The organism is Paraburkholderia sp. BR10937 (assembly GCF_040965695.1).
In the GTDB taxonomy this organism is placed as follows: domain Bacteria; phylum Pseudomonadota; class Gammaproteobacteria; order Burkholderiales; family Burkholderiaceae; genus Paraburkholderia.
Window position 1 is genome coordinate 172467 of the sequence record NZ_JBFRCL010000004.1, and the last position, 25257, is coordinate 197723.

The window sequence follows — 25257 nt, forward strand, 5'->3', positions numbered from 1 at the left end:
CGCATCGACCCAAAAGTCATCATATGGACGGCTTGCTGATCGGTCCGGCAACACGCAGGCAGGCGCTCTTCGCCAGCGTATGCGCGTTTGCGATCCTCCTCACGCTTGCGCTCGCGGCGCCGCGTGCGCGAGACGCGTTGCCCGGCATCGCCCCGTTCATGCCGATGTGCGCGCTCACCGTCTTCACCACGTCGAGCATCGCGGCGTTCCTGCTGGGCGCGCGTTTCGCGGCGACCCGCGTGGCCATGCTCGCCGCGCTGGGCGGCGCCTACGCGTTCACGGCCATTACCGTAGCGCTGCAGCTGTTGATGTTTCCTGGCGTGTTCGCGCGCACGGGGCTGCTCGGTGCGCTCCCGAATAGCGCCGAATGGATGTGGGTGATCTGGCACGCCGGCTTTCCCGCGCTCGTCATCGTGGCCGAACTGGTGAGAAAGCGCCTGCCCGCCCCGCCGTTCGCCCGCGAACGGCTCGACGCGCGCGGCTGGCTGCTGATCGCGGGCCCGGCGGCGGTCGCCGCCCTGCTCGGCGTGCTCGTCACGCACGTCGATCTCGCATCGCCGTTTCACGACGTTGCGGACGCTGTGCCGGCCGCTGGTTTCTCGCCAGCGTCGGCCATTGCGAACAATCTCGCGGGCCTCGTGATTTGCGCGCTCAACCTGATCGCCATCGCGCTCGTGCTGCTCAAGGGACGGCTGCGCCTCGTGCTCGATTTGTGGATCGTGGTGGCGCTGCTCGCCTCGCTCGCCGACGCCGCGCTCAATACGCTGAGCATCGAGCGCTTCACGGTGGGCTGGTATGTCGCGCGCGTGTTCAGCATGTTCGCGCCAGGCGTGCTCGTATGCGTGCTGGTGTGGGAAGTGACGGCGCTCTATCGCCAGCTCGCCGAAGAACACGCCACGCTGATCCGCGCCTCCGCACGCGATGCGCTCACGCGCATCTACAACCGCAGCTATTTCGACGAGCAGTTCCGCGAGGCCTTCGAGCGCGCCGCGCACAGCGGCCAGCCGCTCTCGCTCGTGATGCTCGATGTCGATCACTTCAAGCACTACAACGACGCCTTCGGTCATCTGCACGGCGACGCCTGCCTCGGCGCCGTCGCGGGTGCGCTCGCCGCCACGCTGGCGAGCACGCTGCACGCGCCGGGCGGTTTCGTCGCGCGCTATGGCGGCGAAGAATTCGCGCTCGTCCTGCCCGATACCGGCGCGGACGAAGCCGCGGCGCTCGCCGAACGCGCACGCGCCGCCGTCGAGCAGCTCGGCATTCCCTCCCCCGCCGCAGGCGGCCTCGTCACGGTGAGCGCGGGCTGCGCCACGCGCGACGCGATCGTTGCGTCGTCCCCCAATGCGCTGATCGAAGCCGCCGATGCCGCGTTGTATGCGGCCAAACACGCCGGCCGCAACCGCGTGAGCCACACAGGCGCGAGCATCGCGTAAAGCGCGCCGATTCGTTGCCGCTTGCGTTGGCATGAGCGGCATTGCGAAGCGCGGCATTGCCATAAGCGCAACGCATTTGGGTTTCAACCAGGTGCTTCCATGTCAATGCATCAATAAAGTGCGTGCTATGGCCTGTATCGGCATTTGCATACGTCACGCGCTACCCATGCGAATACATCGATGCATGCACATTTTGTTCCCCACACGCTTTCAAAATGTAATGAGGAATCGGGATGTCCATTGAAAAATCGGCGGAAATTGCCGCCCGCTTCGACCGGCTGCCGCCGTCGCGCACAGTCTGGTCGATGGTGATTCTGCTGTCGCTCGGCGGCGTATTCGAGTTTTACGACCTTTTCTTCACGGGCTATGTCGCGCCCGGCATGGTGCATTCGGGTCTTTTCACACCGGAATCGCTCGGCTTCTTTTCCGCACTCGGGCCGCTCAAGGTGGCCGGCTTCGGCACCTTCGTGTTCTCGACCTTCGCCGGGCTGTGGGTCGGCGCGCTCGCGTTCGGCCAGGTCGCCGACCGGTTCGGGCGGCGCATGATCTTCACGTGGTCGCTGATCTGGTACATCGTCTGCACGGCGATCATGGCGTTTCAGACGAGCGGCCAGGCGCTCAATATCTGGCGCTTCATTGCCGGCATCGGCATCGGCATCGAACTCGTGACCATCGACACGTATATTTCCGAATTGATCCCGAGCGGCGAGCGCGGCCGCGCCTATGCGGTCAACCAGTTCATCACGTTCAGCGTGGTGCCCGTGGTCGCGTTTCTCGCCTATATCCTCAAGGACTCGCATCCCATCGGCCTCGACTACTGGCGCGTGGTGATCCTGATCGGCTCGATTGGCGCAGTGGCGGTATGGTTCCTGCGCCGGCGCATTCCCGAAAGCCCGCGCTGGCTCGCGCGCAATGGCCGTGAGGACGAAGCGGAACGCATCGTTGCAGACATCGAGCGGCGCGTCAGCGCCGAAACGGGCACGGCTCTGCCGCCGCTCGGGGCGATCTCGCTCGAGAAGGCCGGGCGCGGCTCGCTTGGCGAAGTGCTGCGTGCGCCGTATTTGCGGCGCACAGTGATTCTGTCGATTTTCAACATGGCGCAGGTGATCGGCTTTTACGGCTTCGCCGCGTGGGTGCCGACACTGCTGATCGCCCGTGGCGTCCACATCACGCAGAGTCTTGCGTACGCCTTCGTGATCGCCATCGCCAATCCGTTCGGGCCGCTGATTGGCGTGTGGTTCGCCGACAAGCTGGAGCGCAAGACGCAGATCGTCGGCGGCCTCCTGATTATGGCCGTGGTGATTACGCTATTCGCGCAAGCCACGCAGCCGTGGGTCCTGATCGTGCTGGGCGTGCTCTTCACGCTCGCTTCGAACGTGATGTCCTACGCTTATCACGGTTACCAGGCCGAGCTTTACCCGACGCGTATCCGCGCTCGCGCCGTCGGCTTCGTGTACTCGTGGAGCCGCATCGCCGCCGCGTTCGCGGGGTTGGCCATCGGCATCCTGCTCCATCATTACGGTGTGCCTGGCGTCGCGGTGTTCATCGGCGCTTCGATGCTCGTGGGCATCGTGATGATTCTGCTTGGGCCGGTGACGCGCGGGCTCTCGCTCGAATCGATCAGCCACTGAATCAGGCGATCGTCAAAACAGCACGTGCGATTTGACGATCATCTGTATGGCGGCGGCCAGCACGCACACGAGCACGACCACGCGAAACGCGAGAGGATGCAGGCTATCGCGTAACGGTCGAATGAGCAGCATGCCCGCGATGGCGGGCACGCTGGCCGCCGCCGAAATCGCGAGATCGACGAGATTGGCGTGCGCGCCGTGGCTGAACGTCGTGATGAGCGTGATGACCGAAACGACGAGAATGATCGCGATCTGTTTCGTGAAGGCGCGGCCCGTGGCACCCGACGCGATCAGATACATGGCGAGCAAGGGCCCCGGCACGGCGGCAATGCTCTCCATGAGCGCCGCCCCGAAGCCGAGCGCGAAACCCACTGGCTTCGCGAGCGCAGGCGCGAGCTTGAATCGCGGCGAGACGAGCAACAGCAACGCCGCCACGATCAACGCCACGCCCGAGGCCGCCTGGGCGTGATGCGGCTCCAGCGCGATCAGCACGGAAACCCCAATCACATTGCCGATCACGGTGCCAATCAATGGCGCCGCGATATTGCGCACGGTAGGCAACATTTCGCCCCCCTCCAGCGCCTGCGGAATATTGCCGAGAATGATCGGCATGGACAGCAGCAGCACCGCTTCCTTGACCGGCAAAAATTGCGTGACGATGGGCATGGCCACGAGCGGCACGCCTATGCCCGTCACGCCCTTCACCATACCGCCCAGCACGAGCGCAACCGCAATGCCGAGCAATTGAAGTACGGCGAGCGACTGCAGATGGGGCGCGAGAAGACCCGAGGAAAAGGAAAGGCCGGACATCGGTGACGTTCAGGGCAATGGGCGCGCGTCGTTTCGCGCCGCTCATGTGAAAGTGGCCGCGGGCGTCGAAACGCCGGCGCGGCCACCGGTTCGCAAGCGAATTTCGCTTGTGCGCTTTTCTCAGCGACTTAATTAAGCAGCCGCTGCGGCTTGTGCCGACTTTGCGGCGGCCCTACGGCCCGCCGTTTTACGCGTCGCCCGTTTTGCGGGGGTGGCTTTCCTTGCAGGTGCGGCCTTGGCGCGCTTCGCCGCGGTCTTTTTCACCGCCGCGGCATTGGCGCGCGGTTTGCGTGCGACCTTGGTCGCGGCCTTCGCCGCGCTGCCGTCGATCAGGAATTTCGAACGGTCTTTCACGTCGCGGATCCATGCCGGCGCACGGCCGCGGCCCGTCCACGTGGCGCCCGTTTTCGGATCGGCATATTTGGCCGCAACGGTGCGCTTTGCGCCTGCGGCTTTGACGCCTTTACCAGGTTTGCGGCCACGCTTCTTGCCGACGAAGCGTTCGATGTCGGCCACGCTCAGGCCATGTTTGGCCATCAGATCGCGAATTTTCGTGAGACCGGCCGACGTTTGTTTTTCCACGATCGATTCGGCCTGCTTTTGCAGCTTTGCGATCTTCGATTGAATTGCATCCAGGGTGACCATTCATACCTCCTTATTCACGGTTTTTACGGACACCCTTCAACCATCACTGGCCGATCGAATTGCGATCTTGTCGGCCTGGGCGTCGCGAAAGACAAGGTGATTATGAAGTCAAATCCCGCACGCTGGCAAATTTAAACGAATGTATTGTAGTGAAAAACATGTTTCCTGATCAGACTATTGATCGTTCCGCAAACAAGGTTCCCATGAATTCTCATTGAGAAACATTCGCACCGCTATGCGACGAGAGGCGCGCGCTGCAATTCGACGACATTGACCTGCACGCCGAATATCTCGCGAATCATGGGCAAAAGGTGATCGTGGTGCGTGAGAAACAACACCTGGGTTTTCGCGGAGAGATTCCGTAATGCCGCGAAACCGGCCTTTGCGCGCTCGTCGTCGAAATTGATGAAGAGATCGTCGGCAACGAAAGGCAGCGCCGCCTTGCTCACCAGCTGCAATTCGAGGGCCGCGATGCGCAGCGCGAGAAAAAGCTGGTCGCGCGTGCCTTCACTCATTCCACTCACTTCCACGGTTTTGCCGCTACTGCGCCGTGCGTGCAATGTGGGCGGATTGCGTTCGTTATCCACCACGAGCCTCGCGAAATCACCGAGCGTGAGTCCGCTGAATATTTCACCCGCGCGACGCAGCATCGGCCCCTGCTTCTGGTCGCGATAACGATCCGTTGCCCATTTAAGCAAGCGGCTCGCGGTCGCGGCTTCGAGATATTGCTCGGCGGCTTCGCCCATGGCGCTCAGGGCTTCCTGGCGTTTCGCTTCGGCCAGCGCGGCATTGGCCTGGCCGTTGATCGCTTCGAACGCCTGCCTCGCGCTGACCTGCTGCTGCAGGCACTCGCTCAACGCAAGGTCGCCGGCTTCGCGTTTCTGGTTCACGGTTGCGAGCAGCGCGGGCACATCGGTGATGGGCTGCTCCGCGATTTCCGCCGCGATGGCCTCCTGCTCGAGTCCGTCGCCTTCGCGCACGAGCGTGTCCCGCGCCGCCGAGATCGCTTTCGACAGCGCGCGACGCACGTCGGAACGCTCGGCGAGCGGCAATGCCGCCTCGATTTCGTTCACGCCCGCGAGTTTCAGAATGGGCTCGATGCGCGCCTGTGCGCCCGCTACCGCCGCGGCGGCATCGGCTACGCGCGTGCGGGCGACCTGCACGTCGGCACCGGCCTGGGCGAGAGATTTCGCCGTTTCGCGCGCGGTTGAGAGCCGCGCCGCGAGCTGACGCGCCACGTCGATGCCGTCGCCCGACACGGGCCATTCGGGCGCGAGCGCCACGGCGAGGCGTCGCGCGTCGGTTTCCAGCATCGCTAATTGCGTGCGGATCGCGCGAATGCGGTTGCGGGGTGCTTCGGCATCCGAAAAAGCGGCCGCAATGGTATTGGCGAGTTCGACGGCGCCTTCCGCCGCCGCGAGCGTCGCCGCGCGTGCGCCGAGATTCGCTTGCGCGAGCGCCTCGCGCCATTGCGTCTGCCACTTTGCGTAGGCGTCCTGTTCAATCGTCAAACGGGATTGCGCGGATTCACTCGCGCGTTCGGCGTCACGAATCTGCGTTTCCAGACCTTCGCGCTGCACGGCGCTCTTTTGTGCCGATTGCACGACGGTTTCCGCCATGCCGATCAACGTCGTCAGCGCATCCTCTTCGTTTGCCTGTGCGACCGGGCGCAAGGTTTCTAGCAGCGCGGCATGCGCGGCGATGCGCGCCGCTCGACGCGCTTCAAGCTCGCTCGCGCGGCGATCGCTTTCGCTCTGTGCGTTGAGGGCCGCTTCGCGATTCGCGAGCCACGCGCCCATGTCCGCAAGCGTCATGCCAGCCAGTTGCGCGTCAATGGCAATTTGCGTCCAGGTATTGCGAAAGGCTTCGAGTTCGCGCTCGCGTTCGCTCAACGCCGCAAGCTTGCGCTGCGCATTCGCGCGCGCCGTCTCGACTTGCTGACGCAAGTTCTGCAATGTAGCCGCCGCCTGCGAGGTGCCGAGTTGCGCGTCGACGAGTTCGTCGGCGAGACGCATCGCGTCGTCCACGGCGGGTGCGCCATCCGCGAGACTGACACGCGCCTGCCTGACTTCGTCCCACGCGCTGTCGCGGCGCGTGCGCGCCGCCTGCACTTCGGCAGTCGTGACAACCTTGTTGCCCTGCGTGAAATGCGTCTCCTGCAATTCGAATCGCTCGATATCCTCTTGTGCGGCTGCGGCCGCATCTCGCGCGGCGGCCACCGCGCTCGTGCGCTCGCTTTCTTCCTTTTGCAGGGCAGCCAGGCGCGTGGCCGATGGCAGGTCGATCGCGCGCAGCGCCGGCACCGGCTTGCTCCACTGGCCCAGCAGTTGGCGTTTCTCTTCGACCGTGCGCTGCGCATCCGCCAGTTCGCGTTCGAGCGCGTTTTCCTTCGCCACACTGTTGCGGAATTCGCGCGCATCATCGAGCGCCGCGTGCAACGCATGCGGCACGTCGATGCCGGGCAGGCGCACAAGCTGCTCCCGCAACTGCGCGAGCTTGCGCGTCTGTTCGTCATATGCCTCGCGTGCCGTAGTGAGCGCCTGCTCGCGAAGACCGTGATCGCGCAGCAGGTTCGTCACCGTCTTCAGCGCGAGCGCGCCAGGCAGCGCCGCGCGCAATTCGGCTTCGTCACCCGGCCAGCCTAGCTGGGCCGCAGCCGCGAATGCGGCGTCGAGATGGTTGCGGATCTCGGTTTCACGCACCAGCAATTCGCGCGGATGATTGACGCATTCGCCGCACAGCGTGTCAAGCGCGTCGATTTCGGCGGCGAGTGCAAGTGCCGCACGATCGGGCTCGATCGCATCGCGTGACGCTTCTTTGCCTGCGAGATCGGCCTGGCGCGCTTCCTGCACTTTGCGCTCGGCGGCGATGTCGGCTTGCGCCTTCAACAGATCGGCATGCGCAGTGGGCGGTAGATCGACGACCTCGCCCAATGCGGCCAGCTCGTGCTGCTTGAGCGAAAGCTCCTCTATATAGGGAGCGAGGCGGCGCACGCGTTCGAGCTTCGAGCGCTGCGATTCGAGACTGCGCTGTTCGGCGCGCAAGCGCTCGATTGCCTGTTCGACCGCTTCGAGCGCGTCTTTCTTCTCGACCCAATCGCGCGTGCGCACCTGCGCGGCTTTCAGTTCGCTCGTTGCCTCGGCGAACGACGTTTCCGCCTGTGCATACGCACTGCCACTGCGTCGCGGAGCCCAAAGTTCGGCCGCGCGATTCTCGAGTTCCTCGCGCACGGGCCCGAGGCTGCCCACACCCGCCGCCGATTCGAACAACACCTGGCCGAGTTTGTCCGACGCGTCGAGAATGCTGCGTCCGCCTTCAACGAGCCGCGCATGATCGAGGCCGAACATCTGCTCGAAGAACTCCTTGCTCGTGCCGTCGAGAAATGCGGCGAGAAAGTCGTCGGGCAGTTTGTCGTCCTGGGGAGTGCGCAGCGAGTTGCGGCCGCGCGCGCGATGAAATCGTTGCTCGGCCGCGCCGTTTTCCAGCACGCCGCCAATGCGCAATTCCGGCGTGTTATGGAGAAAGTCGAGCGGCGTTTGCAGGCGCATGCCGAACAACAACTCCGACACGGCGGTCCGCACCGTGGACTTGCCCGCTTCGTTCGGCCCGACGATGACGTGGAAATCGTGCGCCGCGTGGGGAAACGGCAGGGTCGTATCGGTGAACTTGCCGTATTTGATCAAATCGAGTTGCTTGAGACGCACTGGTCATTCTCCCGTGGAAAGGCGCGCAAGCAGCGCGGGGCCGACCTGCTCCACCAGCGCCGCGAGTTTGCCCTCGCGGGCGAGTTCGAGCAGTGGCGCGTCTTCTTTTACTTCGCTGCGCACTTTGCCGACGAAGGCGCGCAAATCGCGTTCGAGCAGCGCGAGAAATTCGGCGTCTTGCGTGGCGGCTTCGAGTAGAAGTTTGAGGTCGGCAATCGCTTCGATCTGCTCGTTCTGTGCAGCGGCCGTATCGGCGGCGCTCGTTTCGAGCTTGACCTTTTCCAGCCACAACTTGTCATTGCCGATAATGCCGATCTGATTGAGCACTTCGGCGCGCAATTGCGTGGCGCGCCCGAAAAAGAGTCCATGGGCCGGCGACCTGCCCGTCACCGTCACGCGCACCGCGCGCGGCACATGCGCGTCGACGGACAGCAGCGCTTCGAGCGCAGCGCCAATCTTGCGCGACAGATCCGCGACGCTTTCGCAATCGCTCGCGTCGACACGCACCGACTCCCAGCGCAGCGCGTCGAGGTAGAGACGCTCGACCTCCGTGCGGCCGCCCTCGATACTCACGAGCACGGCGCCCCGGCGCCCCGTTTCGCGGATATGCCGGCCCTGCAGATTGCCGGGGAAAACGATGGTCGACTCTTCCGCCCACTGCTGAAATTCGTGCACGTGGCCGAGTGCCCAGTAGTCGTAGCCCTTCGCGTGCAATTCGGCACGCGTGCATGGCGCGTAAGTCGCGTGCGCGGCATAGCCCTCGAGCGCGGTGTGGAGCACACCGATGTTGTAGTAACCGGAAACCGGCGACGGGTAGCCCACGGCGAGATTCTCGACCACGGCCTTGTCCTTGAAGCTCTGCCCATGCAGCGCCACCTTGATGTCGTGCAGCGCGTGGGTTTCAGGCTTGCGATGACTGAACACCACCACGTTGTCCGGCAATGTGAGTTTCCTGGTCATTTCGCTTTCCGCGTCGTGGTTGCCCCACAACGCGAAGATGCGAATACCGGCCTTGCGCAGACGTCCCATCTGCTGGCCGAAGAAGATACCGGTGTTGTGGTCCTTCCAGTCGCCGTCGTAGAGATCGCCGGCGATGACGACGAACGCAACCTCTTCTTCGATGGCCCGATCGACGAGCAGGCGCAACGCCTCGCGCGTGGCGTTGCGCAATTGGGTGGCCGGTGCATCGGGATAGGCGCTCAGGCCATGAAGCGGGCTGTCGAGATGTAGGTCTGCCGCGTGGATGAACTTCACGACGTGTCCTCTATGGTGTTTGCGGGCGCGGAATGGAGAAAGGGCGATTGCTGCTTGATCGCGTGAGCGGCAAGTGATGCGCGCCGGCGATGTGAGCATGACTGGGCCCGGATCGAAGCCCTGGAATGTGGCTCGGCAATGGGGCCAATTTTAATCGACGCGGATGGAGAGGCTTCAGGTAACGTCGAGGGGTAAAGCGCTGCTGCGCACATTATTTCGGCCCGAAGCTCGAGAACTACAAAATACGTATTGAAATATACGATCGGCACAGATGAGGTGAGTTTTAGCTCGTTGGCCACCATCCTGACTGTGTTTCGGGGTCGGAGAGCCGTTATGCCCGTGAAACAAGTACTAGAATTTGGATTGTTTCAGGCATCAAACGACCGTGGGATAAGGGTTTCGCCGATTTCTCGGTTTTGAGTGAACTGTTTCACGGCGGATTGTTGGTTTTCTGAGGCTGGATTCGGCGCGTCGCGCCGCTTGGCTTTTCGCGATGCGGCTGTTGTTCGCGTCGTTTAGGCCTCTGCGCGGCTGGGCTCGCTTACCTGTGGTGTTCCACTTCTCTGCTGTATTTTCTCGATGTTGGAGCGCTGATCGCTCGTTGCTTTCTCCTTTTAGGTGGCCGCAGCACTGGGCGCACGCGTCCGCCATCGCTCGCTTCATTGTCGACGGCATTGACGGCATAAGATAGTTAGTTGCATTAGTATTGCTTACTGTTGGACGAATGTAGGCGATCTATTCGGTGACGAGAAGTCATGCTCTACCGTCGCTTGCCGGCTTAGCAACGAATAACCGAACAAGCTCAGCGCGGGAACGCGGACACCAGGCGCCGTGGCACGGTACCGTGACGATCGGTACTAGCGTACTCCCACACCGCGCACAGCGGGCTCGCCTCTGACCCACAGGCTATCCGTTCTGTCGCTCGCCGGGCCTGCCGGTCTTCTCGAACAGAGGCGTCACGTGAACATTACTGGGCGGCGCTGCGTCGGCCGTGCCGGAGGCAACCGGGTTGGCATCTCAAGGCAAAGCGTAAGCGACGGACGCGAGAGTACATGGCGCCGCACGTCGCCGCCAAAACGTCGGCTCAACTGGCTGACGTCGCTCGTGCACTGATAGAGCATGAGAGCAAGGCGTGAACTTTATTGTGACCCATGGGTGAAGGGCGGTCATCGCCGAGAAGGTGTCGGGGGAAATCGAGGTCGGCGATGTTGGTAAGCCATGGCTCCAAGCCATGTGGACGACTGCCTGTGCCGGTGCTTTGGCGGTCAACCCGGGAGTTGGCGCAACGTCGCAGTCGGTGCATACGGCAACCAGCAACTGCAAGTCATAGGAGCGGCCGGTGGATCGTGCGATGCAGCCCATCGGACCATGCAGGTGCCCGCCGATTGTCGGCAGCACTTGTTCCTTATGAGGCGATGCGGAACATGGCACTTCTCCAGTTCCTTAAAGCAGCTTGATCTCAGTCCGAGCGGCAGAGAGGCGGTTTCGTCTTCCACTGGCGAGCGGGTAACCCTTATTAAGAGCCTCAGTGGGTTGGGATATGCCGGCGGTGTGTCGAGTCGACACACGCGCGCGCACGATACGACACACGCGCTGGCAACGTCCGATTGCACCCGCGGCGGCCAGGCGCGTGGGACATCTGCGCGAGTGGATCGCCTTTTCACACGTAGGGGCCACCACGCGCTTTGGACGTATTCGCTTTCTCACGAACCGCGCGCGCCACCGACGTGGCATGTTCCAGATCACGGTCACCTGAGGCCACCACCGCGGGGAGGCAACGACTGTGTGTCGACTCGACACACCGCCTCCGCCAACAAATCAGCAACCGAGCGATGGACTATGCTCCCGCACCCCGCACGACGTGTGCAGCCGAGGGATGACCTCATCCCTCGTTCCCGTCCTGCCGCTGATGAGGTGTGTCCTGGATCGCAATCTCCTCAGGCGGCGACCCGCGATGAAGCAGCGACAGTGTGTCGACTCGACACACTGCTCAGGGTGGCAAGTCAGCATGCGAGCGAACAAGCGATGAATCGTCCTCGCACACACAGCACGATGAAGGCGCTGGGAGATGACGTCATCCCCATGCTCCTTGATATGCGCCCCATGACTCTCGCGCTTTGCAGCCACGGTCAGCCTGTGTCGACTCGACACAGCGCGTAACCCAAAGCATATGAGTTCGAGGACCGCCGATCGCGGCTCTAGAGCGTGCCTCACACCGCCGGCAACCGGTGCGTCGCCGACGGAGCACTCGAGGCGGCTACATGTTTCGTCTTTCGCCGAGCATGATCATCGGTCGTGTGTCGAGTCGACACACGACCGATCGTCGGACTAACGCTGACGTTATCGACGACCACTCAACTCGACACGACGCAAGCCAACCACCTTTTCACCGCTGTGTGTCGACTCGACACACGAGGCAAGTCGACGGTCCCAATGTCTGGATGTGCCGCTCCCAACGAACAACCCTCGACGCGCTGACTGCAACCGGAATCCACGCATCGTGCGCAGCATTGTCATAGCCCGCGCCCCCCGCCACGATTTGCCTTGCCCGTGTGTCGACTCGACACACGCTCGCGCCTCGATCTCGCCCAACGAGCGCCTGTGTGTCAACTCGACACACAATCTAACCCGCAAAAAAAAAAAAGCCCGCCGAAGCGGGCTCCCATCCACACCAACAACCTCGAGGCTCAAATCAGCCGGGTTTCACATTGAACAACTGACTAATCAGTTCCCGAATCTGCGTCTCCTGGGCATCCGACAACACGCCCGTCTTGAGCTTCACCGTAAAGCTGTTGGTGTCCTTGGTGATGCTGCCGGCGTGGCTCTTGCCCGAAAAGATCTTCTCGATGCTGCGCTCGGATACGCTTTCGGTCGATTCCCCCCGACTGGCCTGCGCTCCGATCGCCGCGGCCAGCTTCCCTTGATCCAGCGTCCGGGCGACCACGGCCGGCCACAATTCGCGCGCTGCCGAAAGACCTGCCGAGCCGAACTTCTTGATCGCCGAAACGACCTCATCAGCGGCCGACCCGCCGAGCAGTCGCGGATTCAAATCAAGATCGCGTCGGATGAAATCCGGCAGATTTTCAAAGGCCAAAAAGCGGTACAAGCCTTTGCGTGACATTCCCAACGCCTCTGCCATGCGCTTGCGAGTCGGAAACTCCCTTTCGGCGCGGCGCAGCGATTGCCCGATCTCGTAATCGGTGAGGTCTTCACGGCCGACGTTTTCCACCAGCGCCAGCACTGCCATGTCCTGATCGGAGCACTCGATCACGGAGGCACGAATGTCCTGCGCCTGAATCAGGGCGTGCGCACGAAGACGTCGCTCGCCGGCGATCAGCTGATAGCCGTTCTCTGCACGACGGACAACGACCGGCTCGACAAGCCCGACTTCGCGGATCGATTCAGCCAGCGAGGCAAGGCCTTCGTCGCTGAAAATCTTGCGCGGCTGCCACGGGTTCGGCTGAATCGCGTTCACGGGAAGCATGAGCTTGTCGCTCGTGCTCTCCAGTTCCTGGATGCGCTGCTGCGCCACCGCCAACGCGCCGAGCATGCCGGGCCCGGTCTTGAATGCGCTGCTGCGGCGCGGCTCGGCCGGAGCAACGGCTGCCGGCCGTTCGGCGGCTGGCCGCTCCGAAGACGAACCGAGTTCACGGGTCTTCGCCGCCATTTTGTCGCGGAATGAACTCACTTGCCGGCCCTCCATTGTTCTACGTAAAGATCGTCGATCCACTGTACGTAATCAGTCAGCGGCTGACGCACGCGCGCCACCGTCTTGTCAGCGAGGTCTCCCTTGCTGATGTCGAACACGGTAGCCATGGCGAGTGCACCGTTACTCATCGCGGAGCTGGCCGGCACTTCGAGTGCGTTCACCCAGTCCTTGTAAGTCCGCTGCACCCATGAGCGCACAACCGGTGCCGACGACGTCTTGCCGTAGTCGACCTTCGAAAGCAGGACGGAAACGAAGTCGTATGTCTTCTCGTCGCCGCGTTCCATGATCGTGTGCGCGAGGTCCGAAAACAGGCTCCAGAACGACACCGAGCTAATGAAGTCCAGGCTTTCGGGCACGAGCGGCATGACCATCGCGTCGGCGGCCATGAGCGCGTTGATCGTGAGGTATGACAGCGACGGCGCCGTATCCAGAATGATGTAGTCGTATTGCTTGCGCAGCACCTCCACGCCCTGGCGCAGCAGATCCCAGAACTTGAAGCCCGGGTTCTTGATCACGGTACCGGGAATATGGAACTCCGCGGAAAACAGCGTGGGGTGCGCGGGAATGACGTCGAGCCCGTCCCAGTAGGTTTCCTGCACGAAATTGAGCAGACCGCCTTCCATGTGCGGGTCGTAGATGAACGGCAGGACCGTGCTATCCTCAGTCACTTCCTTCTCGGCATACAGACCACAGAGTTCCGTCAGCGACGCTTGCGGATCGAGGTCGATCAACAGAACCTTGCGACCACGCAAGGTCAGGCCTTGGGCGAGACACATGGTCGTAGTCGTCTTCGTCGAGCCGCCCTTGAAGTTGGCAACGAGGATCACCTTGCCGTCGGCATCGCGCACGCCGGTATGCAGCGGTGTCTGATAAATATCGGAAACTTGCTGGACCCAGGTTCTCGCTTCGGGCAGGGTGAAGACCCGGCTGCGCCCGGACCCTTGCGCCACGCCTTGCGGGAGACCCTCGCGGGTGGCGAGCAGGTTGTTCAGTTTGATGCGATCAATGCCGCACATCTCTGCGACCTGAGCGGACGTAAATGTGGGCGCCATCTTTCGCGGCCGCGGCGCCAGCATCATCTCCCGAAGCTCTTCAGATAGACGACCGGCCTCTTCGGCAAATTCAGTGATCGCGGAAAGATCCACACGTCGATCGATCGACGGCAATTCGATAGTTTTCGCCATTAATACGCTTTTTATCAGAATTTGGATAAAGCGTAGAATACAGCAAAAGTGTATGAAAACACACTAATTGAGGGCGATATGAAAAAAAATGACCCTTCAAAACGGCCTATATTGCCCTCGTGCAACATTCCCAAGGGCAAAGTACCAGCGCACCCGGCAACGCCACCAAGGCCGCTGTAGGCCCTTCCCCTCCGGTATGCCTATTTTTTGTGCAAATCGCCGGAGCCAGAGCACTTCGCAGCGACATCACCGGTCGAGGTTTTTGTGCAAATCCAGCTGCGGATCTTTCCGTGCAGGATTTATCGCTTACATCCGCCTCGCGTAGGTCACGGTTTTTGTGCAGTTCCACCGCCTGAACTCCCAGCACAGTCAGATCTAGCGGCCGGGTAGCGATTTTTGTGCTTCCAGATTTCTGCTACCCAGTCTGGCCGTGCACAATTGCACAAAAACCGTTACCGTACGCGCTGAGAAAGCTTTACCGCGCGCGCCGTGCAACCGCATTGCACAAAAACCGTTACCCGATTCGCGCTCCACGTGAGGTGCGGCCGCCGTTTCGCTATCTCCGAGCGGTCCGATTCCACCAGGACGTGTTTCCCACGAGAAAACTGCACAAATTTCGTTACCTCAAGCAGACGGCGAACGACCGAACCATCGCACCGCCACCGCACAATAACCGTTACCTCCAGCCCCACCCTCCAAGATGTGCACAAAAACGTTGCTATCACGGAGTCGCCCGTCCGTGCACAAATTCCGTTGCCTTGCGTTCCTCGCGTCGGAAAGTCACCCCTGTGTAGCGTCCCACCGCCCCCCGTCGCCGCATTCGACCTGGTCCTGGATCCTCGATAGACCTTCTGCACATAAACCACTTCTTTAGACCATCGGAACTGCACAGAAATCGTTACCCTTCCACAGGCTCCGGCGAGCAAAAGGCAGATCGAGTCCAGATACCCCAACGCTGAGAGCCTTTACGCACGGGGCTTTGAAGCTAATCCACCTTGAATTCCCTGACCGCATCGCGAGACACAACACGTCGAATTTCGCGTTGAGCATCTTTTTTGCAACGGGTTTGTTTGTTTACTTAAAGATAAAAACCCACCAACCAACTAACGCACGCACGCGTTTTCTTTCATTTCAAACACTTGCCCTGCAAAAGCACCGTTCTATGTGCTCGCTGCACCGTTTTATGTGCGGCCAGGTGCCGTTTTATGTGCTGTCGCTGTAGAGATATTTGTGCGATCAGGTACGTTTTTTGTGCGCGAGCCGAATCGGGTGCCTGTTTGAGGTAACGTTTATTGTGTTGACTTGTGTTTGCGTAGTGATAGAGTGCCCGCCAATGTCGACGGGGAGAGCGTGCGTATGTCGGAGGAGAGCGGGCGAAGGACTACAACACTGCAGATGTCGCTGGGTCTCTTTGAGGAGATGTCCGGCCAGCCGATCAATGAGAGCACGCGGGAGATCGGTTTTCAGCGCAACAACGTGTTCGTCGCCATCAATGGGCTTGGACTGTCTTCGCGCCGTTTCATCGACGCCGCCTATTTCATTGCCGCCCAGGAACCCGCGCCGCGCGATATCTACGACGTCGACCTGAACTACTTCAAATGGCTCATGCGCTATGAGAGCCGCAACGTGCGTCATTTGCAGAGCGTCATCAAGGAAGCGCAACGCGTGCTGATCGAGGTGACCGACACGCCGCCCGACCGCGCGCCCAGCGAAGATGACCAGTGGATTTCCGAGCAGCTGATGGGCAGCGTCAAGATCGGCAAGGGGCGCATCCAGTTCCGCATTCCGCCGCTCATGCTGCGCCACATCACCGGGCCCGACAAGCATCACTGGCTGAACCTGTGCATCACGGCGTCGTTCTCGCAGACCTACGCGCGCGCGATCTACGACTACGTGCTGCCCTTCGTGGCGGCCGGGTTGACCGACTGGATCGAGCTCGACGTCATGCGGCGCTGGCCCGGCAAACTCGGTACGAGCGCGTCGGAGTTCAAGCATTTCCGGCCCAAGTACCTCGATCCGGCGGTGCGCCAGATCAATGAGCTATCCGACATCGACCTCAGCTACGAAACCCGGGCCGACTCGGAAACCTCGCGCAAAATCAACAAGATCCGCTTCCGGATGAAGCGCAAGGACACGGTCGCCGCGCTGCTATCGAGGCAGCCCGACGCGCACGACCTGCTGCTCACGCTAAAGGAGGAGTTCGGCCTCTCCAACAAGCAGTTCGACGTGATCGCGGAGCATCGCATGAGCTGGACCGACGAGCGCATCCAGCAGGCCATCGAATACACGCGTTTCCGGCTCAACCAGGGCAAGGTGACCAAGAGCCCTGCGGGCTATCTGATGAAGGCGCTGAGCCACAACTGGCAGGTCTCGGAGGCCGAGCGCAAGATGGTGGCGATCCAGAGCGAGCTGGCCGTGGCCGCGACCGCTCAGGAGACCGCGAAGACGGTGGCGACCACGGCGGTGAAGCAGAGCATCGCGGCGCGCGACGAAGAGGCGCGCTCGCAGCGCAACGAGGAGGTCAAGCAAGGCCGCGAGCACTTCGAATCGGCCGACGAGAAGACCCGCAAGGAGCTGGTGCGGCTCTACATCGCCTCGCAGGCCGGCAAGCTCATGCTGCGCCGCCTGAAGCTCGAGGCGGGGGCGCTCTCCGACGTGAATATCCTCAACCACTCCGATCTCTCGTGGTATTTCGGGCAATTCGTCTACGGGAAGATGAAGCAACTTGCCGCGCAGTGAGTGTCTTCAATACGCTCTACGGCTGATATGTCGGTGGGCGTATTGCGGCCTGGCCTCGCAGTCCGTCACTGCCTCCCGCGCTCACGTGGCGGAAAACTTCCAGTCGATCAACGGCTTAGGGCACTCGTCCCAGGCGTTCTCCACAAGCTTGTCAACGAAATCTGTGGGTAACTCACCCGCAACGCACACGGTCTTCCCTATACCGCTCGTGGCTCATTGATTTAGCAAAGGCGCTGCGGCGATCGGCACGCGGGTGCCGAAGCATCACATCAGTCATCCCCTGTGATTTTTTCAGACGCGTCCGAGTGCTGGTTTCGCCTGCCTGGGTGAAACTTAGCTCGTGATCTAGTCGGGATTACAGAACAGGAGGGTGTCCGTGGCGGAGTCGGGCAAACCGGTGAGACTGGTCACGGGCCGCCAGTCGGCGCATCTGGACATCATCCTCAAGGCTCGCAGGTACGAGCGCGATGAACGCAGCGAGCGGCGCGCGCCCGCGTTGTCGGTGGTCGAGTGGGACGTTCGCGAGGAGAGCTGCCAGCCGTACCGGATCAGGGCGCTGGTCTCGACTGCGGGGCCGGTGGCGCGCCGGGATATCCTGGGCCAGCTGGCCAGGTTCAGCTTCCAGGTCGACGAGGGGGCGGTGCTCCGCAAGTTCGCGGGATTTGTCTCGCGCTTCGAGTCGGTGTCGAGGTCGCGTGATGGCTGCACCTATCGTGTCGAAGTCCGCCAGCATCTTGCGGTGCTGGACGGCCCCAGCAACTGCGCGACATACCAGGGCAAGACGTCCGCCGACATTATCCAGGAAGTCATCGAGCGCAATGCCGTGCGGCCCTGGATTCGCGTGGTGCAGCGTCTGCGCCGGCAGCATCCGGTACACCCGTTCCGCTTCCAGTACAACATGGGCGACTGGGCGTATTGTCGGCTGGAGATGGAGCAGGCCGGGCTGTTCACGTTCACCGAGGAGGACCGGCACGGCGAGGTGGTGGTCATTGCCGATGACATCGACGGTTACACGCGCCCGGCCATCTCACTGAAGGACCGTCCTCCGTCGGGCCTGCATACGTTCGAGGAGTCGATCTACTCGCTGAAGGTGAGGACCCGCACCATTCCCGAGTCGTTCATCGTCGCGGACTACAGCGCCGACAACCACGCGATGATCTTCCGCGAGGAGGGGCGTGCGCGCGACGAGTTCGGCACGGAGCCGCCTGACGACACGACCATGGGCACGCCCATGGTGTGGGGCACGCATCACGGCGACGAGGCAGGGGCGAAGCGCGAGGCGACGCTGCGGCACGAGGCGGCGCGCGCGCAGCAGGTCACCTGCAGGGGGAAGTCCACGATGCCCTCGATCAGGCCGGGTTGCATCGTGCAGCCCGATACGCTGGCCGGGACCGCAGACGGCACGCTTGACGCGAAGGAGGGCCTGTTCGTCTCGAAGGTCGTGCATCGTGGGGCGCGCAACCAGAATTACCGCAACACCTTCCAGGCGATTCCTGCCAACCGGCCTTACCGCTTACCGATAGACGAGTCGAAGTGGCCCCGCGTGCATACGCTGGGGTTCACGGTGACCTCGCCGAACCACTACACCTACCCCTACCTGGACGCGCAAGGACGCATTGTCGTGCGCTTTCACTGCGACTTCGGCAACTGGCCGAAGGGCGGTGAGAGTATCCCGCTACGCATGGCCAGGCCCTTCGCCAGCCGCGACCACTCGGGCATGAACCTGCCGCCGGTGGATGGCGACTTCGGTATCGCGGGATTTTTCGAAGGGAATCCCAACAAGCCGGTTGCCGTGGCCTTCATTCCGAATGCCCAAAACCCGGACCTCATCAACAGCTCACGCCGTCGCATGTCGCGCAGCGAGATACGCACACGTTCGGGCAACAAGCTGTGGTTTGACGACTGGGAGCAGCAGCAGGGCATCGAACTGGGCACGGAGCACGCGGGCCGCTCGCAGCTCAACCTGGGCTTCATCCCCGACCGCGACCTGAACAGGCGGGGTGAGGGGGCGGAACTGCGTACCGGGGGTCACCTTGTCAGCCGCGGTGGCGCTGGCGTGATGGTCACCGCCTACAACCAGGCGGGCGGCAGCGGGAAGGTGCTCGCGATGGACGAGACGGTCGCGCAACTGAACGATCACCAGGCGATGAGCAAGTCACTTGCTGATTCCGCCGAAGCGTCGAAGGCCACGCCCGCCGACCTTACCGCGCAGAAGGGCATCAACGCGGGACTCAAGGGCCTGGAGAAGCCTGGCGTGCTGATGACAGGGCCTGGGCCGGTCGCAGTGGCGTCGGGCGATGGCGTGCAGCTTGCCGCCGATGGCTCGATCATCGGCACGGCGAAGAAGGGTATCCACTTCAGCACGCTCAGGCGGTTCACGGTGGCGGCAGGTGACTTGCTGTCGTTGTTCACGCAGAAGGGCCTGAGCCTCATCACGGCGGCGGGCGACTTCGTGGCGCAGGCCCAGCGTGGCAGGATGCAGCTCGCCTCGCAGGAAGGCATGACGATCGAGTCAGTCAGCGGCGCGGTTCACGTGAAGGCGGCGAAGGAGATCATCCTCAACGTGAACGGCACCTACGTGAAACTGAGCGGGGAAGGCGTCGAGATCGGCTCGCGCGGCGGGGTGCTGTTCCGGACAACCAGCGTGAAGGGCACCGGTCCCGCGCAGATGGACCTGGGCGGCACGGCGTTCGCGCCGAAGTTCGTGCCGTACACGACCGACTGCGAGGTGTGGCGGACCAATCCGAAGTTCGTGGTGCCACCGCCGGCACCTGCGCCACTCCCGGCGCAATGGCAGGCGCTGACGAATAGGGGAGCGGTGCCACCTGCGCCGTCGCAGGATGCGGGGTCTATGGCCTCGGCGGGTGGCGGAGGGTTGCAGGGCGCGCAGCCGCTAGCTCAGACGCAGCAGCTACCGAACTCGACGGGTTCCTCAGGTGGTCTGGCAGGTAACGGCGGATTGGTTGTTAACGACCCCGACAACGCCAACCAGTATTGTGTCGCTCCCGATCCGATCCAGTTGCAGAGTCCAGCGCCATGCGACTGGAGGCTGCCGGATTTCACGGAGTTCGCCCGCATGGAACGGGAGACGCCGGCCTACCAGAAATATGGTTGGACTAGAACCGAGCGTATTAAGGATGGCGATGATCCAGTAATGTGCTCTGGGACGGATACCACGACGTGTCAGTTCAGTTACGACTCCAGCAGTAAGACGTTGACCGCAAAAGTCGTTACGGTATTGGCGCCAAAGTTGCTGGTCAGAATGAATCCCTCAACCGGGGAACCGCTGCGTGATGAGAAGAACAACTACGCGGTCGTGCAGTATGAGACTTTTAAAAACGGAGCGAACTCTCGCAAGACTTTTGCTGCGCAGGGGCTAATGCTGGTAGAGCGTGATCCGGCAGAAGTCGATGCTTCGACGTACAAAAACATGATCGAGAAAACGCTGAATCAGGGGAACTACAAGCTGATTCTCGATGGATGTCAGAAGGGTGGCGCGTGTGGTTGCCGGATTGCGGTGAAGTTTTGCGTGGACGTGCATGTTACGAGGGAGGCCGATGCCTCGGCACTAAATCCGAACATCGTTATTAATATTTTCCCGACGACTAAGCGAGCGGATGCGAGGAATTGGCCGGAATCGGAATACGAGCTCGATAACAGCGGTGCCGGGAATGTGCCAAAGGTAACTCAAACGAAAGCACACGAGACAGGGCATCTGTTTAACTTCCCTGACGAATATTGGGAGCAAGGCGGGTTCGTGCATTCGATATATGTCAGGGACGGCAAGGACATAGATTTCGAGCGTGCCGATGCAAACAAAAACAAGAATAACTTCTGGATCATCGAGACCGCCACGAATCTTATGGGTGGTGGGTGCGCTCTCCCCACGGCAACGACTTCACCCTATTACCTTGAATACATTCGCAGATGGTTTTCGGCTCACACCAACAAGTCGTGGCGGGTCGGATATCCGGTTGCGCCTGCCACCGTAAAGGCGAAGGACAACGCGGCGAGCGGTGGACCGGCCAAACCTTCGGGCGGCCATCAAACGTTGCGGAAGCACGAGTAGCATGGATGCGATACGAAGGAATGCGATTCAAATATGTAGGATGTTGTATGCATCGTTGATTTTGTTTGCCATGGGAGGGAAGCCGGCGATGGCTATTGAGACAAATGGTAGCGCTCCAAAACCTGGTAGCTTTTCTCTGTCGTGGTCCGGCGGCCTTGAGTACGGGTCAAGGCAGATGAGTTTTGACGGCGAAGGGAGGTTTTATTTTGCCACGGGAGATACGGTTAACGAGGACTCGCAGACGGGTATTGGTACCTTTATGCTCAACGTACAAAGCGTGGATTTGCAGGAGTTGAAGGCTGTAGCGCAGGCATTGTGCGACAAAGATATTCAGACTGGCGGCCCAGAAACCTATGATCCACCCGCCACGTTCAGGGTTACCTGTCTTGAAGACGGGAAAGTCGTGAATCGGAGTGGCTCTATACGGACGATTCCCGAGCGATTTAATCGCGAAATTTTTGATACGCCATTCAGACTTTCGGAGCGGGCGTGGGTGGAGGGACGGAAGCTTATCAAACTTGATTTCTCTACCTGCAAGGTTGAGCACGGTAAAGATGGATATATTGTGTCCGTTTGCTTCGTAAATTCTGGAAATGGATGGATCAAGTTTAAGACACCGGATCAATGGGGCGGGACGTCTATAGACGGTCGTTTAGGTTCCGGTGCGATTGCGAAATTTAATAAGAATGGTATGCGTGACGAGGCAAAGCAATCGTGGGGCTTTGCTTTGGGCGGTCAAAAGCTGATTAACCGGGACGAGTTTCAGGATGGAGTCGTTTTACTGAGTCCCGGGGATAGCAAAGTGCTTACGTTTCAGACGAAGCCCGATTACAGAGCTTCGAAGGGGGAGTTCGAGTTCTCAGGAATTGCATTCATGAGAATCGCATTCGAAGGCGATGGTTGGGGGCTGTCATCGCAAGTAGATTTTAGGGCGGTCAAAACCCGCATCACGTTCGACCGCGACTACCCCGCAACGCCCCAGGAGCGCGAACAGTGGGAAGCGAAGCACCGCGAGGACATGTCGTGGCAACCGGTCAAGCCCGGCGAAACCTTTGCCGAGGACGGCCTGTACCGCGCCGTGCAAAAGAGCGGTGGTATGCCGATTCACAGTCTCCAGCTCAGGCCCTTCAAGAGTGGGGACGTAGCGCCCACGGAAAGCGTGAAGATGTTCACGGAGTCCGCCTCCGGCGCCGAGCTGAACAAGCCGGTGCAGTGGCTATGGGCGGGCAGCGCGCCGACACCCGTCAAGCCATGGTCGCCCGACCTCATCGCAGGCACCGAGCACTCGTGTGACCCTGGCGCTGCCTGCCCACGCAGCGGCCGATGGCTTGCGCGTACGGCGACGCGCGACTGGCAGTACAGCTACGACCTCGCGCGCATTGTGACCCGCACCCGGGGAGAGCGCATGCCGGTTGACGAGGGGACGACATGGGAATGGCTGGGGCTCTGACGGTTGCGCGTCCCGCGTGACGTGCCCCGCAGCATCCACGACGAAACGGTTGAGCCCTGCCGCCACGCGTCGCCCGAAAACCCTTATGCGACAGGAGGTTGGTCCGGTTGGGCCCAGGTTGTCCCCAGCCTTGCCAACAAAATCTGTGGGTAACTCGAACGCCAGTCGCAAACCCGCGCAGACATAAAAAAAGGGAAGGCGCAGTGCCTTCCCTTTCTTCCTTAAGCGACGACGCCTTACTTCTTCTCGTCGTTCAGCTGCGGCAGTGTATAAGCCGCGCCCGGCGCGAGCAGACCCACCTTCGAGTACACGCGCAGCTTCTCGCGCGTGTCGGTGATGTCGAGGTTACGCATCGTCAGCTGGCCGATACGGTCGCGTGGCGAGAACGTCGAGGCGACCTTCTCCATCGACAGACGCTCCGGCTGATACGTGAGGTTGTCCGACTTCGTGCTGAGGATCGAGTAGTCGTTGCCGCGACGCAGTTCGATCGTCACTTCGCCGGTGATGGCGCGCGCCACCCAGTGCTGGGCCGTTTCACGCAGCATGATGGCCTGCGGGTCGAACCAGCGGCCCTGGTACAGCAGGCGGCCCAGACGGCGGCCGTTCTCGCGGTACTGCTCGATGGTGTCTTCGTTGTGGATGCCCGTCACGAGGCGCTCATAGGCGATGTAGAGCAGCGCCAGACCCGGGGCTTCGTAGATGCCGCGGCTCTTCGCCTCGATGATGCGGTTTTCGATCTGGTCGCTCATGCCCAGACCGTGACGGCCGCCGATGCGGTTCGCTTCGAGCAGCAGTTCCACGGCGTTCGGGAACGTCTGGCCGTTCAGCGCGATCGGCTGGCCTTCCTCGAAGCGGATCGTCACTTCTTCGCGGTCGATCTTGACGTCGTCGCGCCAGAACGCCACGCCCATGATCGGGTTCACGATCTTGATGCCGCTTTCCAGGCTTTCGAGGTCCTTCGCTTCGTGCGTTGCGCCGAGCAGATTCGAGTCGGTCGAATAGGCCTTCTCGGCCGACATCTTGTATTCGAAGCCCGACTGGCGCATGAATTCCGACATTTCCGAGCGGCCGCCCAGTTCGTCGATGAACTGCTGGTCGAGCCACGGCTTGTAGATCTTCAGGTCCGGATTGACGAGCAGGCCATAGCGGTAGAAGCGCTCGATGTCGTTGCCCTTGTAGGTCGAACCGTCGCCCCAGATGTTGACGCCGTCTTCCTTCATCGCCGCCACGAGCATCGTGCCCGTCACGGCGCGGCCAATCGGGGTCGTATTGAAGTACGTCACGCCGGCCGTCGAGATGTGGAACGCGCCGCATTGCAGGGCGGCGATGCCTTCCGCCACGAGTTGCGCGCGGCAGTCGATCAGGCGTGCACCGGCGGCGCCGTATTCGGTCGCGCGGCGCGGGATCGAATCGTAGTCGTCTTCGTCGGGCTGGCCCAGGTTCGCCGTGTAGGCGTAAGGCACGGCGCCCTTGAGCTTCATCCAGTGCAGCGCGGCGCTGGTGTCGAGGCCGCCGGAGAAGGCGATACCGACCTTTTGGCCGGTCGGAAGGCTTTCAAGAATTGTGCTCATGATGAGAAAGAACCCGGTAGAACGAGAATGCGGAAGGAATTCGGTCGAATCGTCAAGTATGTTGTATCCCCGGCCTTTCGGCAAGCCTGGCAGGGAGGGCCACAGGCCCCGTTCGACGCGGCCTCCGCGTTAATAAAAAGGGGCGCAGCGAGGGCGCTTGCTCAGCGCAGGCTGTCCCAGGCGGCTTCGATGGCACGCAGCGCACCCATCACGATCGACCGGTTCAGCGCCGCGGCCAGCACGCCATCGCGCTCGGCATACGCCTCGCACAGCCGCTGATGGTCGGTGCAGGAGCGCTGCAGGCGGCCCGGCAGCGAGGTGCTCAGGTGGCGCAGGCGGTTCGTGCGCATACGCATGGAGTCCAGCACCTCCTTGAAGATGCCGTTGCGGCTCACACGCAGTTCCTCGTCGCGAAACGCGACGTTGGCCCAGAAATAGCCGTCCACGTCACCCTTTGCCGCGACTTCGGCGAGCTTGCCATGCGCGCGCCACAGCGCGGCGATGTCCTCGTCCGTGGCGTGCTCGACGATCGCGAGCGACACCTGGCCGTAAAGCAGGGCGCGCAGCGCGTAGATCTCGCGCACTTCCTTCAACTGCATGGCGGCCACGCGCGGGCGGCGGCGCGGCGACCAGTCGACGAGTCCTTCGCGCGTGAGCGCGAAAAGCGCCTCGCGTACGGGCGTGCGGCTCACGCCGAAGCGTTTGGCGAGATCGACCGAATTCAGGTCGTCGCCGGGACGCAGCCGGCCTTCGATGATGCCGCGCGCCACCCAGTCGACGATCTCGGCCACGCTCGACTGCTCGCCCGTGTCCGGGGCGGCCATTACGCCGACATCTTCATCCATGCGCTTTCCCCCGAGGCGCCGCGACCGGGCGCAGCGCCGCCAATTGTAACAAATCCGATGCCTGCTTCGCCTTCGAAGTCGCAGGTCGCTTACTTAAATGTATACACTCAGGCGAGAATGTCTCTGAGAAAAGCGGAAATTCGCCATATATTGAATATAACTGTCGACACTAAAGCGTAATCCAAGTCGACTACCCGTCAGGCAAGGAGACGC

Annotated in this window: 13 protein-coding genes; 5 read left to right on the forward strand and 8 right to left on the reverse strand. The window is 61.7% G+C overall.

Annotated features, from left to right (window positions below; genetic code table 11):
- Positions 1-23: 23 nt before the first annotated feature.
- The gene (locus AB4Y44_RS05445) at positions 24-1433 is read left to right on the forward strand and encodes a GGDEF domain-containing protein (protein ID WP_368698905.1); all 1410 of its coding nucleotides are present in this window, start codon (positions 24-26) and stop codon (positions 1431-1433) included.
- A 305-nt stretch (positions 1434-1738) separates the two neighbouring features.
- The gene (locus AB4Y44_RS05450; protein ID WP_342919902.1) at positions 1739-3064 is read left to right on the forward strand and encodes an MFS transporter; all 1326 of its coding nucleotides are present in this window, start codon (positions 1739-1741) and stop codon (positions 3062-3064) included.
- A 12-nt stretch (positions 3065-3076) separates the two neighbouring features.
- Here the strand turns inward: AB4Y44_RS05450 and AB4Y44_RS05455 are convergent, their stop codons facing one another.
- From AB4Y44_RS05455 to AB4Y44_RS05480, 6 genes are all read right to left on the reverse strand, one after another.
- Positions 3077-3874 carry a TSUP family transporter gene (locus AB4Y44_RS05455; RefSeq protein ID WP_368698906.1) on the reverse strand — a complete coding sequence of 266 codons (798 nt, stop codon included), beginning with the start codon at positions 3872-3874 and terminating at the stop codon, positions 3077-3079.
- 132 nt (positions 3875-4006) lie between these two features.
- Entirely contained in the window at positions 4007-4519 is a 513-nt protein-coding gene (locus AB4Y44_RS05460) for an H-NS histone family protein (RefSeq protein ID WP_342919745.1), read from the reverse strand.
- A 233-nt stretch (positions 4520-4752) separates the two neighbouring features.
- Positions 4753-8223, reverse strand: a complete 3471-nt coding sequence (locus AB4Y44_RS05465) for an AAA family ATPase (RefSeq protein WP_368698907.1) — start codon at positions 8221-8223, stop codon at positions 4753-4755.
- A 3-nt stretch (positions 8224-8226) separates the two neighbouring features.
- Positions 8227-9477, reverse strand: coding sequence for an exonuclease SbcCD subunit D (locus AB4Y44_RS05470; protein ID WP_368698908.1), 1251 nt, complete (start codon positions 9475-9477; stop codon positions 8227-8229).
- A gap of 2692 nt (positions 9478-12169) precedes the next feature.
- Positions 12170-13165, reverse strand: coding sequence for a ParB/RepB/Spo0J family partition protein (locus AB4Y44_RS05475; RefSeq protein ID WP_342919742.1), 996 nt, complete (start codon positions 13163-13165; stop codon positions 12170-12172).
- Positions 13162-14370, reverse strand: a complete 1209-nt coding sequence (locus AB4Y44_RS05480; protein WP_028208684.1) for an AAA family ATPase — start codon at positions 14368-14370, stop codon at positions 13162-13164. Before AB4Y44_RS05480 ends, AB4Y44_RS05475 begins: the two co-directional genes overlap by 4 nt.
- A gap of 1395 nt (positions 14371-15765) precedes the next feature.
- Between AB4Y44_RS05480 and AB4Y44_RS05485 the strand changes: the two genes are divergently transcribed.
- The 3 genes from AB4Y44_RS05485 to AB4Y44_RS05495 all read left to right on the forward strand — a co-directional run bounded on the left by AB4Y44_RS05485 (position 15766) and on the right by AB4Y44_RS05495 (position 22628).
- Positions 15766-17109, forward strand: a complete 1344-nt coding sequence (locus AB4Y44_RS05485; RefSeq protein WP_368698909.1) for a replication initiation protein — start codon at positions 15766-15768, stop codon at positions 17107-17109.
- A gap of 376 nt (positions 17110-17485) precedes the next feature.
- Positions 17486-21178, forward strand: a complete 3693-nt coding sequence (locus tag AB4Y44_RS05490; protein ID WP_368698910.1) for a type VI secretion system Vgr family protein — start codon at positions 17486-17488, stop codon at positions 21176-21178.
- A gap of 88 nt (positions 21179-21266) precedes the next feature.
- Complete coding sequence (locus tag AB4Y44_RS05495) at positions 21267-22628, forward strand: hypothetical protein (protein ID WP_368698911.1); 1362 nt, start codon at positions 21267-21269, stop codon at positions 22626-22628.
- Positions 22629-22864: 236 nt separating this feature from the next.
- On the opposite strand, the gene argG is transcribed toward AB4Y44_RS05495, so the two are convergent.
- Both argG and AB4Y44_RS05505 read right to left on the reverse strand, forming a co-directional pair.
- Entirely contained in the window at positions 22865-24199 is a 1335-nt protein-coding gene (gene argG / locus AB4Y44_RS05500; RefSeq protein ID WP_368698912.1) for an argininosuccinate synthase, read from the reverse strand.
- Between the two features lie 161 nt (positions 24200-24360).
- Entirely contained in the window at positions 24361-25044 is a 684-nt protein-coding gene (locus AB4Y44_RS05505) for a GntR family transcriptional regulator (RefSeq protein WP_368698913.1), read from the reverse strand.
- Between the last annotated feature and the right edge of the window lie 213 nt (positions 25045-25257).

Coding starts and splice junctions, on each gene's coding strand:
- AB4Y44_RS05445 (WP_368698905.1), top strand. CDS start 24: ATGGACGGCTTGCTGATCGGTCCGGCAACACGCAGGCAGGCGCTCTTC.
- AB4Y44_RS05450 (WP_342919902.1), top strand. CDS start 1,739: ATGGTGATTCTGCTGTCGCTCGGCGGCGTATTCGAGTTTTACGACCTT.
- AB4Y44_RS05455 (WP_368698906.1), bottom strand. CDS start 3,874: ATGTCCGGCCTTTCCTTTTCCTCGGGTCTTCTCGCGCCCCATCTGCAG.
- AB4Y44_RS05460 (WP_342919745.1), bottom strand. CDS start 4,519: ATGGTCACCCTGGATGCAATTCAATCGAAGATCGCAAAGCTGCAAAAG.
- AB4Y44_RS05480 (WP_028208684.1), bottom strand. CDS start 14,370: ATGGCGAAAACTATCGAATTGCCGTCGATCGATCGACGTGTGGATCTT.
- AB4Y44_RS05485 (WP_368698909.1), top strand. CDS start 15,766: ATGTCGCTGGGTCTCTTTGAGGAGATGTCCGGCCAGCCGATCAATGAG.
- AB4Y44_RS05495 (WP_368698911.1), top strand. CDS start 21,267: ATGGCTATTGAGACAAATGGTAGCGCTCCAAAACCTGGTAGCTTTTCT.
- argG (WP_368698912.1), bottom strand. CDS start 24,199: ATGAGCACAATTCTTGAAAGCCTTCCGACCGGCCAAAAGGTCGGTATC.
- AB4Y44_RS05505 (WP_368698913.1), bottom strand. CDS start 25,044: ATGGATGAAGATGTCGGCGTAATGGCCGCCCCGGACACGGGCGAGCAG.